This window comes from Streptomyces sp. NPDC001492 (assembly GCF_053597275.1).
In genome coordinates this window covers 1-13,255 of sequence record NZ_JBSFHW010000010.1, presented here as the reverse complement: position 1 = coordinate 13,255, position 13,255 = coordinate 1, and the positions used below count along the sequence as shown (strand labels likewise).

Sequence of the window (13,255 nt, the reverse complement as noted above, 5' to 3'; positions counted from 1 at the left end):
CCTTCGCTGTTCGCGGGGATTCACGGGGTGCCCCGGGGGTGGGTGCGGCAGCACGCTAGCGAGCCGGAACCGGGCAAAGCGCCTGATCCGGACGGGGGTTGAGGATCTTAGGGTGCGCTTAAGGAAGGGATCGGGGACGGTTAAAGGTAGAGACCAATTTCTAGACGAGTTTCTTCTGTCTGCGTCGCCGTACGGAGCGGTGGCCCCGTCCGGGCGTCCGCTCCCGCCCGTCCAGCTGGATCCAGATCCGCACCTCGGTCCCGCCGAGGACCGAGGACCCGATCCGCACGTCACCGCCGGTCGACTCGGCGAGCCGGCGCACGATGTCCAGGCCCAGCCCGGTGGATCCGTCGCTGCCGGATCCCCGCCCGCGCGCCATGGCGGCCTCGGGGTCCTGGATCCCGGGGCCGGCGTCGGAGACCAGCACGATCACCGCGTCCTCGCCGTTGTGCAGGTCGACCGCGAAGGCCGTGCCCTCGGCGGTGTGCCGGAAGACGTTGCCGAGCAGGGCGTCCAGTGCGGCCGCGAGGTCCGCCCGGGCCACGGGTATGCGCACCGGATGGTCGGCGCCTGCCATCCGCCACTTGCGGCCCTCGTCCTCGGCGAGCGCCGACCAGAACGCCATCCGCTCGCGGACCACCTCGGCCGCGTCGCATCCGGCGCCGGGACCGGCGGCCGCGGTCTGGGGTTTGGCGTCCCGGGCGGTGCGGATGATGGTGTCGACCTCGCGCTCCAGCTGGGCGACGGCGGCCCGGGTCTGCTCGGCGGCCGGTCCTTCACCGAGCGAGGCCGCGTTGAGGCGCAGCACGGTCAGCGGGGTGCGCAGCCGGTGGGACAGATCGGCCGCCAGCTCCCGCTCGTTCGCGAGGAGTTGTACGACCTGGTCGGCCATGGAGTTGAAGGCGACCGCCGCCAGCCGCAGTTCGGTCGGTCCTTCCTCCGGCACCCGTGCCCCCAGCTTCCCCTCCCCCAGCTCGTGCGCGCTCTCGACCAGCTTCTGCGCGGGCTGCACCATCCGTACGCCCAGCCGGTCGGCGACCGCGACGGATCCGACGATCAGGGCGATCCCCACCCCCGCGAGCACCGCCCACGCCGTACCGACGCCGTTGCTGACCTCGGACTCGGGGACGTACACCTCGACGACGGCGATCGCACCGGTACTGAGTGCGACCGGCTGGAGCAGTGTGGAGCCGCCGGAGACCGCGGTGGTGGAGGCGCGGCCCAGCTTGCGCACGGTCGCGATGTCCTCGCCGGCGGCGCGCTGCCGCCCGATGTCGACGGCGGACTGTCCGGCGGCCGCCGGTATGTGCACCGCCATCCCGGAGTCCGAACCGGCGGAGGCGACGACCCGCTCCAGCTGGTCGCGCTCGGTGGTGATGGACAGCGCCGGGGCGACCGCGGCCGCCTGCCGCTCGGCGTTGGAGAACGCACGGTCACGGGCCATCTCCTTGACGACGAGCCCGAGCGGCACCGCGAAGGCGACCACGACCATGGCGGTGACCGCCAGACAGACCTTGACCAGTGCCCATCTCATCGCGGCGGCTCCGCTCCCCCGGAGGCGGGCGGCTCCAGCTTCACGCCGACGCCCCGCAGCGTGTGCAGATAGCGGGGCTGCGCCGCCGTCTCGCCCAGCTTCCGCCGCAGCCAGGACAGATGGACGTCGATGGTCTGGTCGTCGCCGTACGACTGCTGCCACACCTCGGCGAGGAGTTCCTTGCGGGGTACGACGACGCCCGGCCGGCCGGCCAGGAAGGCGAGCAGGTCGAACTCGCGGCGGGTGAGGTCGAGCCGCATACCGTCCAGCTCGGCCTGGCGGCGCAGCGGGTCGACGGTGAGGCCGCCAACCCGCAGGACGGTGGAGGGCATGGCGTCCGCGGGGGCGGACCGGGACCGTCGCAGGACCGCGGACATCCGCGCGGACAGGTGCTCGACGGAGAACGGCTTGGTCAGGTAGTCGTCGGCGCCCGCGTTGAGCAGGCGGACGATCTCCGTCTCGTCGTCCCGCGCGGTGGCGATGATCACCGGCACGTCGGTGATGCCGCGCAGCATCTTCAGGGCCTCGGACCCGTCCAGATCGGGCAGTCCCAGGTCCAGAATCACCACGTCGAAACGGAAGTGGGCGACCTCGCGCAGCGCCTCCAGCGCCGTCCCGACACTGCGCACGGTGTGAGCGGCATCGGTCAGGTGCCGGATCAGCGCCGAACGTACGAACTGGTCGTCCTCGACCACGAGCACACTTGCCATGCGCGGCACCGTACGCCATGCGGGCAGGCCGTATCGGGGCCTGTGGATAACTCCGACCGTGTGCGGCTGGTGGGACGCGTGAGGCAGTATGGCCCGCGATGCGCAGAGGACTCGTACACGTACTGGCTTGGTCGCTCGCCACGGGCGCGGCGGTCACGCTGTCGTGGTGGGGTGTCCACACGGTGATGGCGGGCACGGCGTACGACCCGCCGCGGGCCCTGCCGATCGCGGCGGCGGACGCGACCACTCAGGAGTCGCAGCCGCTGGCGTCGTCGACGAGGCGGCCGTCGCCGTCACCGTCCAGGAGGCCTTCGCGCACGCCCTCCCCGACGCCCACGCCGTCGACCCCGAGCCCTACCCCGACACCCACCGCATCCGGCCAGGTCAAGAGCTACGACACCGACGGCGGTCGGGTGGTCTTCGACCTCGGCAGGAGTGCGGCGACGCTCGTCATGGCGACCCCGGACACCGGCTGGTCGATGCAGACGTGGAAGACGGAGACCTGGATCCGGGTGGAGTTCACCTCGGGCACCAACAAGGTCTCGGTGATCTGCACCTGGCACGACGGGCCGCCGCATGTGGAGATCGGGACCTACTAGCCGGGAACCACTGGTCAACGGAACACGGAGGGCGGCGGCGCCGGTGAGGCGACCGCCGCCTCGTCCGTCACCGCGGGCGCCCCGCCGGTGAAGTCGAGGAGCGCGCGGCCGTGTTCGACGCGGCCGGGGTGCGGGTCGGAGGCCGCCCTGCGGGTCAGTTCCGCGATCGGCAGCGGGGCGTCGGAGGCGACGAGGACCGCGTTGCCGAAGCGCTTGCCGCGCAGCACGGTCGGGTCGGCGACCAGCGCGAGTTCGGGGAAACGGGCGGCCGCGGTGGCGATCTGGCCGCGGAGGTGGGCGAGCGGCGGCCCGTCGGCGATGTTGGCGGTGTAGCAGCCGCCCGGCTTCAGGACCCGGCGGACGTCGTCGAGGAACTCGGTCGAGGTGAGGTGGGCCGGGGTGCGGGCCCCGCTGAACACATCGGCGATGACGAGGTCGGCCCAGCCGTCGAGCACCTTGGCGAGCCCTTCGCGGGCGTCGACGGAACGCACCCTGATCCGGGCGTTCGGGTCCAACGGCAGCTCACGGCGGACCAGTTGGACGAGCGCGGTGTCCCGCTCGACGGCCTGCTGGGTGGAGCGGGGGCGGGTGGCGGCGACATAGCGGGCGAGAGTGAGTGCTCCGCCGCCGAGGTGCACGGCGTGCACGGGCTTCCCGGCCGGTGCGACGAGGTCGATGACATGCCCGAGCCGGCGCTGGTACTCGAAGGAGAGGTAGGAGGGGTCGTCCAGATCGACGTGCGACTGCGGCGCCCCGTCGATCAGCAGCGTCCAGGCCCGCGCCCGGTCCCGGTCCGGCATGAGCTCGGCGAGCCCGCCGTCGACGGCCTCGACGACCGCCTCGGCGCCGCCGCTTCCGCGCCGGGGGTTCCTGGACTTTCCCATTGCCCCATTATCGGCGGCGCCGGGCGGCCACGCCTGCACGGGGTGGCACGAGCGACCGGGTCAGCGGCAGTTGTCCGCGGCCTCGATGATCCGTGCCGCTTCGCCCAGGGCGGCGCGCAGAACCGCCGGGTCGGTCGCGAGATCGGCCTCACCGGGCGGGAGCAGCCAGTCCGAGCCCCCCTCGGGCGGCTCGGGGTTCAGTCTCAGACCGCGGCCGTCGGTCTCCGTACAGGTGCTGCCGGGGACGTCCCAGGCAGCGGCCGTACCGGGCGGCACGACGAAGCCGAGGGTGTTGCAGTCGTCGTCGTGCAGGACGGGGCCGACCGCGTCGCCCGCGCCGCGCCGCAGGATGTCGACGGCCTCCAGCCCCTGCCGGGTGGGCACGGTGACGAGGTCGCACGCGCCGTCCGGGAGGGGCGGCTCGCCGCGCGCCGGGGCCGGGGCATGCGCCACGGTCGCGGGCGGCGTACGAGGAACGACGCTCTGTCTGGTGTCCATCCCGGCCTCCACCACGGAACCCCTCCTTGAACGAAGCGGGTCGGGAGTCGGGCGGCTCCCGGTCCGCAGGGTTCAACGCGGCTGCCGCGTCAACGGCTACGGCGGAAGTCAGCCACAAAGGATGGCAGTTCATGGCAGATCCCGCATGAGATATCCGGTTTGTAGCCAAACCCAGCGTGAGCGGTCCGACACAGCAGGTACGTTCTTCCCCGCTGGAGACAGGGCTCTACACGGACAACCCACCCTGAATCCGGCATGGTTCGACGGTTCGCAAGAGAGGACCCGGCCATGGCGTCGTCACACCTGACCTCGTCCCAGCCCACGCCCCCCAGGCCACCGCGGCCGAACCTCGTCTTCCGGCAGTTGCGCGGACAGCGCTCGCCGGCCGAGTTCGCCGCCGCGGTGCGCCGGGCCGCGCGCGAGATCGGGGAGCGGGTCAGCTGCGACGCGCGCTACATCGGCCGGGTCGAGGCGGGCGAGATCCGCTGCCCCAACTACGCATACGAACGGGTGTTCCTGCACATGTTCCCCGGCCGCACGCTCACCGACCTGGGTTTCGCGCCCCGCTCGTCCGTCCGCGGACGCCGGGCGCACCCCACCGGTGAGACACGGGGGGCGTACGAGCCGTATGAAACGCAGGACACCCCGGACCCGCAGGTCCCCTACCACCCGCAGGTCCCTTACCACCCGCACGTCCCTTACGACCCGCATGGCCGTCACGAGAGCCCTGCGCTTCACGAGAACTACGAGGAGAGCGACGTGCTGCGTCGCGCATTCATGACCGGCGGTGGCGCCACGGTGGCCGCCGCCTCGCTGGGCCCGATCGGGCTCGCCTTCGACGCCGCGGCAGCGGGACGTCCCGTCCGCCGCCCCGGCGCGAACGACGCGTACGCACTCGAAGAGGCCGTACGCAGAATCCGGCTGCTCGACGACCGGCACGGCGCGGACGGGCTCTACCGGCGCGCGTCGGCTCCGTTGCGCGCCGCCTATGCGCTCCTGGACGCCGGGGCGACCCGGCAGACGACCGCCGACCGTCTCCACTCGGGCGCCGGTGAACTCGCCATCTCCGTGGGCTGGCTGGCGCACGACTCGGGGCGGTTCGACGATGCCCGTTCGCACTACGCGGAGGCCCTCGCGACCGCCCGGATGACCGGCGACGACGCCCTGGAGGCGCACGCCTTCTGCAACACGGCGTTCCTGGCGCGCGACGCCGGACGCCCGCGCGAGGCGGTCCGGGCCGCGCAGGCCGCACAACGCGTCGCGCGCCCCCTGGGCTCCGCCCGGCTGATGTCGCTGCTCGCGCTGCGCGAGGCGGGCGGCTGGGCGGGACTCGCCGACCGCACCGCCTGCGAACAGGCGCTCGTCCGCGCGCAGACCCTCTTCGAGCGAGGCCCCTCGGACGCCGACCCCGAGTGGATGAGCTTCTACGGCGAGGCCGAGCTGGAGGGCCTGGAGGCGCAGTGCTGGTCGACGCTGGGCGACTGGCCCCGCGCCGCCCGCCACGCGCGCCGCGCGGCCCAGCTCCAGAACCCGCACTTCACCCGCAACATCGCCCTCTACACGGCAGAACTGGCGGACGACCTGGCCAGAGGCGGCCGCCCGGACGAGGCGGCGACAGCCGGAATGCAGGTACTGGACCTCCTGGACCAGGTCCAGTCCTCCCGGGTCCAGACGATGCTGGCGGGCACGGCGAGGGTGCTGCTTCCGCACCGCCGGGCATCAGGCGTGTCAACCTTCCTGGACCGCCACGCCAACCAGCCCCGAACCCCGTAGCTGCGGCCAACCGCGCCGCCGTAGTGCGGCCAACCCTGCCGCCGTAGCTGCGGGCGATCGTGCCGCCAAGGGCGGCACCCGTCCCAAAGAGAGCGGCACCCGGCAAGCGCCGGCCAGCGACACCCCCGCCCGCCAGCGACACCGCCGGTCACAGCTCACACCCCGGTCAAGTGCCCCAGGTCGTTCCAGCTCTCAATAGCAGGCTCGCCATAAGCCCACCCCAGCACCGACAGCGACGTCGGGTTCAACCGAATCCGCGCGGCGAAGTCCAACGGCAGCCCCAACCACCGAGCCCCGATCGACCGCAAGATGTGCCCGTGCGCGAACACCAGCACATCCCGATCCTCCCCCCGCGCCCACGCCACCACCTCGTCGGCCCGCGCGGTCACCTCTGCCAGCGACTCCCCCTCCGGCACCCCGTCCCGCCAGATCAGCCACCCCGGCCGCGCAGCCTGAATCTCCTCGGGCGTCATCCCCTCGTACGCCCCGTAGTCCCACTCCATCAACGTGTCCCACACGACGGCCCGCTCCCCGAACCCCGCAAGCTCACACGTCTCACGCGCGCGTGCCAGCGGACTGGTACGGACGGCCACCCCGGGAAGCCCCTCGAACGGCCCCCGCTGCAGCCGCTCGCCGAGCAGCTTGGCGCCCCGCCGGCCCTCCTCCAGGAGCGGCACGTCGGTCCTGCCCGTGTGCTTGCCGGACAGCGACCACGCGGTCTGTCCGTGCCGGGCCAGCAGAATGCGCGGTGCCATGAGCTGAAAGGCCTTCCGGGAGAAATCGCAGGCGGAACCAGTCCATCATCGCGCACGCTGGTGGCGGGCAACCTGGCGGGCGATCTCTGCGTCTTTGAGGTCCGGGGCGCCCGAAGCGGGTGCGCACGTACGCCGTAAAGTGGCACGCCCGGCCCGCCGGGCGCCGCGCGAGAACGAAGGGGGAGGCGATCGGATGCCGAGGACCGAGACGACACCGGGCATCGAGGCAGCGACCCCGCAGACCCGCCTGCGCTGGTGGACCGAGCTCCCGCTGATCCTGCTGGTGTACGCCTGCTACTCGGCCGGCCGCCTCCTCGCCCGCGGTGACACCTCGGGCGCCGTCGACCACGGCGTGACGATCCTGCACATCGAGAAGTTCCTGCACATCAACGCCGAGCACCCGCTCAACCGGCTCTTCACCCGCGAGGCATGGCTCGGCGTCCCGGCGGACTTCTGGTACGCGTCGCTGCACTACCTGGTCACCCCGGCGATCCTGGTCTGGCTGTTCAGATCGCACACCGTCCGCTACCGCGCGGCCCGCACCTGGCTGATGACGTCCACCTTCTTCGGCCTGATCGGTTTCACCCTGCTGCCGACCTGCCCGCCGCGCCTGCTCTCCGTCGGCCACGGCTTCGTCGACACGATGGCGCAGTACAGCTCGTACGGCTGGTGGGGCAGCGAGGCCAGCGCCCCGCGCGGCCTCGGGGGGATGACGAACCAGTACGCCGCCATGCCGAGTCTGCACGTGGGCTGGGCCCTGTGGTGCGGGGTCATGCTGTGGCGGTACGGCAGGACGCGTACGACGAAGGCCGCCGCCGTCGCCTACCCGTTGCTCACCACGATCGTGGTCATGGGCACCGCGAACCACTACTTCCTCGACGCGGTCGCGGGTGCGGCCGTGATGGGCGTCGGGCTGGTCCTGACGCCGTACGTCCTGCGGGGCGCGGACGGGATCAAGCAGCGGCTGTCCTTCGGCGCAGGGGGCGCTCAGGTCGCAGGTTCCTCAATTGTCAGTGCCGGATGCCAGACTTCCGCGGGTGAGCGAATTCCACGGCAGCGCGAGTCCCGGACCGGATCCGGAGCCGAGCCGGGTGCCTCTCCCACGGACGCGGGGGAAGGCGCTCCGGCAGCGGCTCGCTGAGCTGCGCGGTCCGGACGTACCGGCCAAGGCGCTGGACGCGCGCGCCCTGGCCGCCCTCGCCGCCAACCCCGGGTGCAGACGGCGCGCGATCCTGGACGGCGCCGGGGTGAACAAGGCGGCGGTGGCGAGCGCGCTGGGTTCCCCTTCGGTCTTCGGGCAGTCGCAGTTCGCGTTCACGCGGGGCAACGCGTTCGAGGCGAAGGTCAAGGCGGACGGCGGCGCGGAGCTGCTCAGGCTGGTGCACGAGAAGCTGGACCGGCGCGCGGAGCCGCCCGCCGAGGCGCGGGTGCCGGACCTCTCCGCGACCGGACCCGAGGGCCGCGCGGCCCGTACGGCGCTGGCACTGCGCGAGGCCGCCGCGGCCGCGGGCAGCTGGACGCTCCTCGACCACCCGATGCTCGCGCTCGACGTGGCGGGCTCCCCCGCGTTCCTGGAGCCGGACGCCGTGGTGGTGCATCCCGACGGCAGCTGGACCGTCGTGGAGATCAAGTCCTTCCCGATGCTGGACGGCAGCGCGGACCCGGCGAAGGTGGGCGCGGCGGCACGCCAGGCGGCGGTGTACGTGCTGGCTCTGGAAGAGGTCGCCGCCCGCCTCGACCCCGTCCCCGAGGTGCGGCACCGGATCCTCCTCGTCTGCCCCAAGGACTTCTCCAACCTCCCCACCGCCTCGGCCGTCGACGTGCGCAAGCAGCGCGCGGTCACCGGCCGCCAGCTGGCCCGTCTCACCCGTATCGAGGACATCGCCGACACGCTCCCCGAGGGCACCTGCTTCTCCCCTCAGCTGCCCGCCGACGAGCTGACCTCGGCCGTGGAGTCGGTCCCGGCCACGTATGCGCCCGAGTGCCTGTCCGCCTGCGAGCTGGCCTTCCACTGCCGCGACCGCTCCCGCGCGGCCGGCGCGGTGACCTCCCTGGGCCGCTCGGTCCGCGCCGAACTGGGCGGCCTGACGACGGTCGAGGAGGTCCTGTCGGCGGCCCGCGGCGAGAGCGGCGACCCGGACGACCCGGCGGTGGCGGCGCTGCGGAGGGCGGCGCGACTGCGTGCCGAAGCCCTCGCTCCCCTCGGTGAGGAGGTCACCCCGTGTCACTGATCTCCACCCTCGCCCGCCTGGAAGCGGTGCGCACCGGCCGCGCACAGGCCGCCGCCACCGTCCGGCACCGGCATCTGTCCGAGCGGCCCCTCGTCTTCGTGCCGCTCACCACCGCGGGCGAGGCCGGCGCCCCGCTCGGCGCGCTCGTGGGGACCGACCGGGACGCGCCGCGCCTGCTGGCCGTACCGCAGCCGCGCGACCGCGACCTCAGGTTCGCGTTCCTGGCCGAGCTGGCCGATGTGGTCCTGCCGTATCTCGACGCGTACGCGCAGGACGTGGAGGCCGCCGAGCGGGGCGAGACCGATCCGGAGACCGGCAAGCGGGTCAAGGTCGAGGTCGAGCTGTGCGCGGACGCCCCGCAGTTGATCGTGCCGAGCCGCGCGGGCGTCGACTTCGTACGGCTCCTCGGCCGCTCCATGCGCTTCCGGCGTACGGCGGAGCAGGACCCGGAGGCGCCGTATCCCGCGCCCCCGCGCGTGCCGTTGCTCGGCCGCTGGCTGACGCACTTCGGGGAGCGCGCCCGCGTCCCCGGATCCTCCCTCCTGCTGGCGATGACGGATGTCCTGGCCCGGCACTGGGCGACCGGGCAGTCCACCCTGGAGGACCAGCATCTGGGCGCCCTGCTCGCGTGGATCGACCCTCCGGAGGGCTCGACGGGCGCCGAGGCCGCCCTGCATGCCGAGCTGGCCCGCGACGCCAAGGGCCAACTGCTCTGCCCGCCCGCCGGACCGGCCACCGACCCGGCGTTCGACAACAAGTTGCTCGCGCCCGCGATCGAGCGCTACGACCGCGCGCGTTCCGCCCTCGCGGTCGCCGAGGACGGTCTGGAGGCGGACGACCGGCTCGGTGAACTCACCGCCGCGGAGCGGGAGATCCGCGAGCTGGTGCTGAGCCGCACCCTGCCCACCTGGGAGAAGGTGTGGCAGGGCCTCGACCTGCTGCGGGCGCTGCCCGACGGGGCGCATGTCGAGGAGCGGTGGACGCGCGACCGCTGGTCGTTCACCGGCCACCGCGACCGGATCGCCGCGGGCGAGCCGCCGCAGCCGCGCCGCGACGACGCGGTCACCGCTGCCAACAAGCTCGCCGCACGCGAGCGCGAACAGGCCCGTCTCGAGGCCCAGGAGGCGCTCGACGATCCGCTGGTGATGGCGGGCCGGCGGCTGTCCGGGGAGGCGTTCGCCGGGGAGGTGACGGATGTCGTGATGGCGTACAGCGAGGGCAAGCGGCCGAGCCCCCGCCCGCTGGTCACCGTGCGGACGGAGGACCGTCCGCACCTGGGCGAGCGGGTCAAGGTGTACCGCTCGCTGGGCGGCAAGCCGCAGGCGGCGGAGTTCGTCGGGCGGGAGGCGGAGGATCTGCTCGTGCTGCGTGTCGTCGACAAGATGGGCCGCGGCAAGGAGCCCGAGGCCGGCTCGGTGCCCGAGAAGGGCGACCGGCTCTGCTTCACCCTCTTCGAGCACGAGCAGCGGGGCGGTCCGAAACTGCCCGACCCGGAGGAGACGCCGTGGACGCACGGCGGCCCGCCGGGCGAGGCCGCCGCGGAGGCCGCCGATCCCCTGACCGCGGAGGACATGCTGTGACCACCACCGCATTCGATCCGGGCGCCCTGGCGGCCGAGGCCACCGACGCCATCCTCCGCGACACCCTGCACGGCACCCACCGGGGCGTGGTCGTCGACTCGCCGCCCGGTGCCGGAAAGTCCACGCTCGTCGTCCGTGCGGCCCTCGAACTGGCCGATGCGGGACGCCCGTTGATGATCGTCGCCCAGACGAACGCCCAGGTCGACGACCTCGTTCTGCGGCTCGCGGAAAAGAACACCGAGCTCCCGGTCGGCCGTCTGCACAGCAGCGACACCGACCCGTACGACAAGGCGCTCGACGACCTGCCGAACGTACGCAAGTCGGCGAAGGCGGGCGAGCTGACCGGGCTCGCGGTCGTCGTCTCCACGGCCGCGAAGTGGGCGCATGTGAAGGTCGACGAGCCGTGGCGGCACGCGATCGTGGACGAGGCGTACCAGATGCGCTCGGACGCACTGCTCGCCGTGGCGGGGCTGTTCGAGCGGGCGCTGTTCGTGGGCGACCCCGGGCAGCTCGACCCCTTCTCCATCGTGGGCAGCGAGCAGTGGGCGGGGCTTTCGTACGACCCCTCGGCCTCCGCCGTGACCACCCTGCTGGCCCACAACCCGGAACTGCCGCAGCACCGCCTTCCGGTGTCCTGGCGCCTTCCGGCCTCCGCGGCCCCCCTGGTCTCGGACGCCTTCTACCCGTACACACCCTTCCGCAGCGGCACGGACCACGGCGACCGCCGTCTCGCCTTCGCCGTCCCCTCCGACGGCTCCGGGCCCGACCGGGTGATCGACGAGGCGGCCGTATCGGGCTGGGGCCTGCTGGAGCTGCCCGCGCGGCACACTCCGCGCACGGACCCCGAGGCGGTGCGGGCGGTGGCGACCGTCGTACGGCGGCTGCTGGACCGGGGAGGTGCAGCGACCTCGGAGCGCGCGCCCGAGGAGCCCGCGCCGCTCACCGCCGACCGGATCGCCGTCGGCACGGCCCACCGCGACCAGGCGGCGGCGATCCGCGCGGCGCTCGCGGAGTTGGGGGTCACGGACGTCACCGTCGACACGGCGAACCGTCTCCAGGGCCGCGAATACGACGTCACGGTGGTCCTCCACCCTCTCTCCGGGCGCCCCGACGCCACCGCCTTCCACCTGGAAACAGGCCGCCTGTGCGTCCTCGCCTCCCGCCACCGCCACGCCTGCATCGTGGTCTGCCGGGCTGGGGTGAGCGAGCTCCTGGACGACTACCCGTCCACGGAGCCGGTGCAGCTGGGAACCCTCGTGAAGTTCCCTGATGGCTGGGAGGCGAACCACGCGGTACTGGCACGGCTGGCCGAGCACCGGGTGAGCTGGCGGCCGTGACCGCGGTGCCGGCGCGGCTCGGGGAACATCGGGTGGCGTTCAGGCCTTGAGGGACCTGGGGTTCCGGGCCCACTTGCGTGGGCGCGGGACAATGGACGGTGGCCCGGCGGTCCTGGACGGGTCGATTGCGACGTACGAGGAGGAGAAGACATGGCGGAGCCCACGCCGCGTCGGAACGAACCGCGGCTACGCCCCGCGCCCCTGCTCTTCGAGCCCGCGGAGGCGGCCTCCGACCCCGAGCACTTCTTCGACCTGGAGTCGATCGACGATCCGCGGGCGCTGCTGGCCCGCTCGACGGAGCTGGCGCAGGCGTTCCGCGCGGCGGCCGACCGGGCGGTGGAGTTCCAGGCGATGGCGGCCGCCCAGCTGGCGGACCCCCGGCGGTTCGACCGGCTGACGCCGGCGGACATCGCGGAACGCGCCGAGTGGACCGAGGACTATGCCAAGAAGATGGTCGAGTACGGACGGGACCTGATGAGCGGGGCCGAAGGGCGGGGCTCCGCGGACCCGGTGTGAATACGGTCCACTTCGCTTTGGCATATGCCAGGTGGGCAAGATACTCCTCTTCTCTCCCACCTGTCCCGGTTTCCGGCAACCGTGAGGAGCGGTGCGTTCACAGCGGGTAGACCTGGATGTCATGAGCAGCGAACGCATCGACCCGTTCTCCGACCGCTACGACGTCAGCGGGGTCACCGCGGACGGGGCCGCCTGGCTCGCCTCGGCAGGGACGTACCCGCGCAGCACGCTCGCCCTCTGGAAGGAGCACCCCGACGCCCCGGTGGTGCTCCCGTGCGGCACGGCCTTCGACGTCGTCAGCGCACCGGCGGTCTTCGCGCGCAGGATGGTCGACCGGCTGTGGGACGAGGGGCCGGGTTCCGGGCCGGTGGCGACCTTCCGGGGCCGGATGCTGCTGTTCGCCGCGCCCGGCACGGCCCAGCGGCTGCCCTCACTGCTGCGCTGGGAGGAGTTCGGCCGCACGGGAGCGATCCCGCCGCTGCTGTGCCACGGCAACGGCGACGCGGTGACCGTCCCGCCCCTGCTCGCGACCACCCCGCCGGCCTCCCCCGACTCCCGCTGGCTGGTCGCCCCGGACACCCGCCACCCCTGGCTGCCGGGCCCCGAGATCCTGCTCTGGGCGGCCGTGCGGGCGGCCCGCGCAGCCGTACGGATATCGATTTTTCCTCCCGCCGATCAGGATGCTAAGGTCTACGACGTCAGCAGGCGCCGCTAGCTCAGTTGGTTAGAGCAGCTGACTCTTAATCAGCGGGTCCGGGGTTCGAGTCCCTGGCGGCGCACAGACAGCGAAGGCCTCTCGCAAGCGCGGGGGGCCTTCGCCGTTGGCGGGTTCCCCCCG

The 13,255-nt window shown here is 73.0% G+C and carries 13 protein-coding genes and 1 tRNA gene; 9 read left to right on the top strand and 5 right to left on the bottom strand.

What is annotated here, in order from left to right:
• Positions 1-160: 160 nt before the first annotated feature.
• Together ACWC1K_RS15080 and ACWC1K_RS15075 are read right to left on the bottom strand one after the other, a co-directional pair.
• The gene (locus tag ACWC1K_RS15080; protein WP_450831513.1) at positions 161-1,534 is read right to left on the bottom strand and encodes a sensor histidine kinase; all 1,374 of its coding nucleotides are present in this window, start codon (positions 1,532-1,534) and stop codon (positions 161-163) included.
• Positions 1,531-2,244: a response regulator transcription factor gene (locus ACWC1K_RS15075; RefSeq protein WP_450831511.1), complete on the bottom strand. Its 714-nt coding sequence runs from the start codon at positions 2,242-2,244 to the stop codon at positions 1,531-1,533. Before ACWC1K_RS15075 ends, ACWC1K_RS15080 begins: the two co-directional genes overlap by 4 nt.
• Positions 2,245-2,342: 98 nt before the next feature.
• Here ACWC1K_RS15075 and ACWC1K_RS15070 point away from each other — a divergent pair, with 98 nt between their 5' ends.
• Positions 2,343-2,843: a hypothetical protein gene (locus tag ACWC1K_RS15070; RefSeq protein WP_450831509.1), complete on the top strand. Its 501-nt coding sequence runs from the start codon at positions 2,343-2,345 to the stop codon at positions 2,841-2,843.
• Between the two features lie 14 nt (positions 2,844-2,857).
• Here the strand turns inward: ACWC1K_RS15070 and ACWC1K_RS15065 are convergent, their stop codons facing one another.
• Positions 2,858-3,727: a spermidine synthase gene (locus ACWC1K_RS15065; protein ID WP_450831507.1), complete on the bottom strand. Its 870-nt coding sequence runs from the start codon at positions 3,725-3,727 to the stop codon at positions 2,858-2,860.
• Positions 3,728-3,787: 60 nt separating this feature from the next.
• The gene (locus tag ACWC1K_RS15060) at positions 3,788-4,225 is read right to left on the bottom strand and encodes a hypothetical protein (protein ID WP_450831505.1); all 438 of its coding nucleotides are present in this window, start codon (positions 4,223-4,225) and stop codon (positions 3,788-3,790) included.
• 288 nt (positions 4,226-4,513) lie between these two features.
• Here ACWC1K_RS15060 and ACWC1K_RS15055 point away from each other — a divergent pair, with 288 nt between their 5' ends.
• Positions 4,514-5,998, top strand: coding sequence for a hypothetical protein (locus tag ACWC1K_RS15055; RefSeq protein ID WP_450831503.1), 1,485 nt, complete (start codon positions 4,514-4,516; stop codon positions 5,996-5,998).
• 155 nt (positions 5,999-6,153) lie between these two features.
• On the opposite strand, the gene ACWC1K_RS15050 is transcribed toward ACWC1K_RS15055, so the two are convergent.
• Positions 6,154-6,753, bottom strand: a complete 600-nt coding sequence (locus ACWC1K_RS15050) for a histidine phosphatase family protein (protein ID WP_450831501.1) — start codon at positions 6,751-6,753, stop codon at positions 6,154-6,156.
• A 193-nt stretch (positions 6,754-6,946) separates the two neighbouring features.
• Here ACWC1K_RS15050 and ACWC1K_RS15045 point away from each other — a divergent pair, with 193 nt between their 5' ends.
• The 7 genes from ACWC1K_RS15045 (at position 6,947) to ACWC1K_RS15015 (ending at position 13,196) form a co-directional block, all read left to right on the top strand.
• Positions 6,947-7,894 carry a phosphatase PAP2 family protein gene (locus tag ACWC1K_RS15045; protein ID WP_450831500.1) on the top strand — a complete coding sequence of 316 codons (948 nt, stop codon included), beginning with the start codon at positions 6,947-6,949 and terminating at the stop codon, positions 7,892-7,894.
• Complete coding sequence (locus ACWC1K_RS15040) at positions 7,845-8,984, top strand: hypothetical protein (protein ID WP_450831499.1); 1,140 nt, start codon at positions 7,845-7,847, stop codon at positions 8,982-8,984. Before ACWC1K_RS15045 ends, ACWC1K_RS15040 begins: the two co-directional genes overlap by 50 nt.
• Positions 8,975-10,564, top strand: a complete 1,590-nt coding sequence (locus ACWC1K_RS15035) for a hypothetical protein (protein ID WP_450831498.1) — start codon at positions 8,975-8,977, stop codon at positions 10,562-10,564. The genes ACWC1K_RS15040 and ACWC1K_RS15035 overlap by 10 nt, the downstream gene beginning before the upstream one ends.
• Positions 10,561-11,901 carry an AAA domain-containing protein gene (locus tag ACWC1K_RS15030; RefSeq protein WP_450831497.1) on the top strand — a complete coding sequence of 447 codons (1,341 nt, stop codon included), beginning with the start codon at positions 10,561-10,563 and terminating at the stop codon, positions 11,899-11,901. The genes ACWC1K_RS15035 and ACWC1K_RS15030 overlap by 4 nt, the downstream gene beginning before the upstream one ends.
• A 150-nt stretch (positions 11,902-12,051) precedes the next feature.
• Positions 12,052-12,417 carry a hypothetical protein gene (locus tag ACWC1K_RS15025; protein WP_030943902.1) on the top strand — a complete coding sequence of 122 codons (366 nt, stop codon included), beginning with the start codon at positions 12,052-12,054 and terminating at the stop codon, positions 12,415-12,417.
• Positions 12,418-12,538: 121 nt separating this feature from the next.
• Complete coding sequence (locus ACWC1K_RS15020) at positions 12,539-13,132, top strand: bifunctional DNA primase/polymerase (protein WP_450831496.1); 594 nt, start codon at positions 12,539-12,541, stop codon at positions 13,130-13,132.
• Positions 13,123-13,196 (top strand) — tRNA-Lys (locus ACWC1K_RS15015). Before ACWC1K_RS15020 ends, ACWC1K_RS15015 begins: the two co-directional genes overlap by 10 nt.
• Positions 13,197-13,255: the final 59 nt, after the last annotated feature.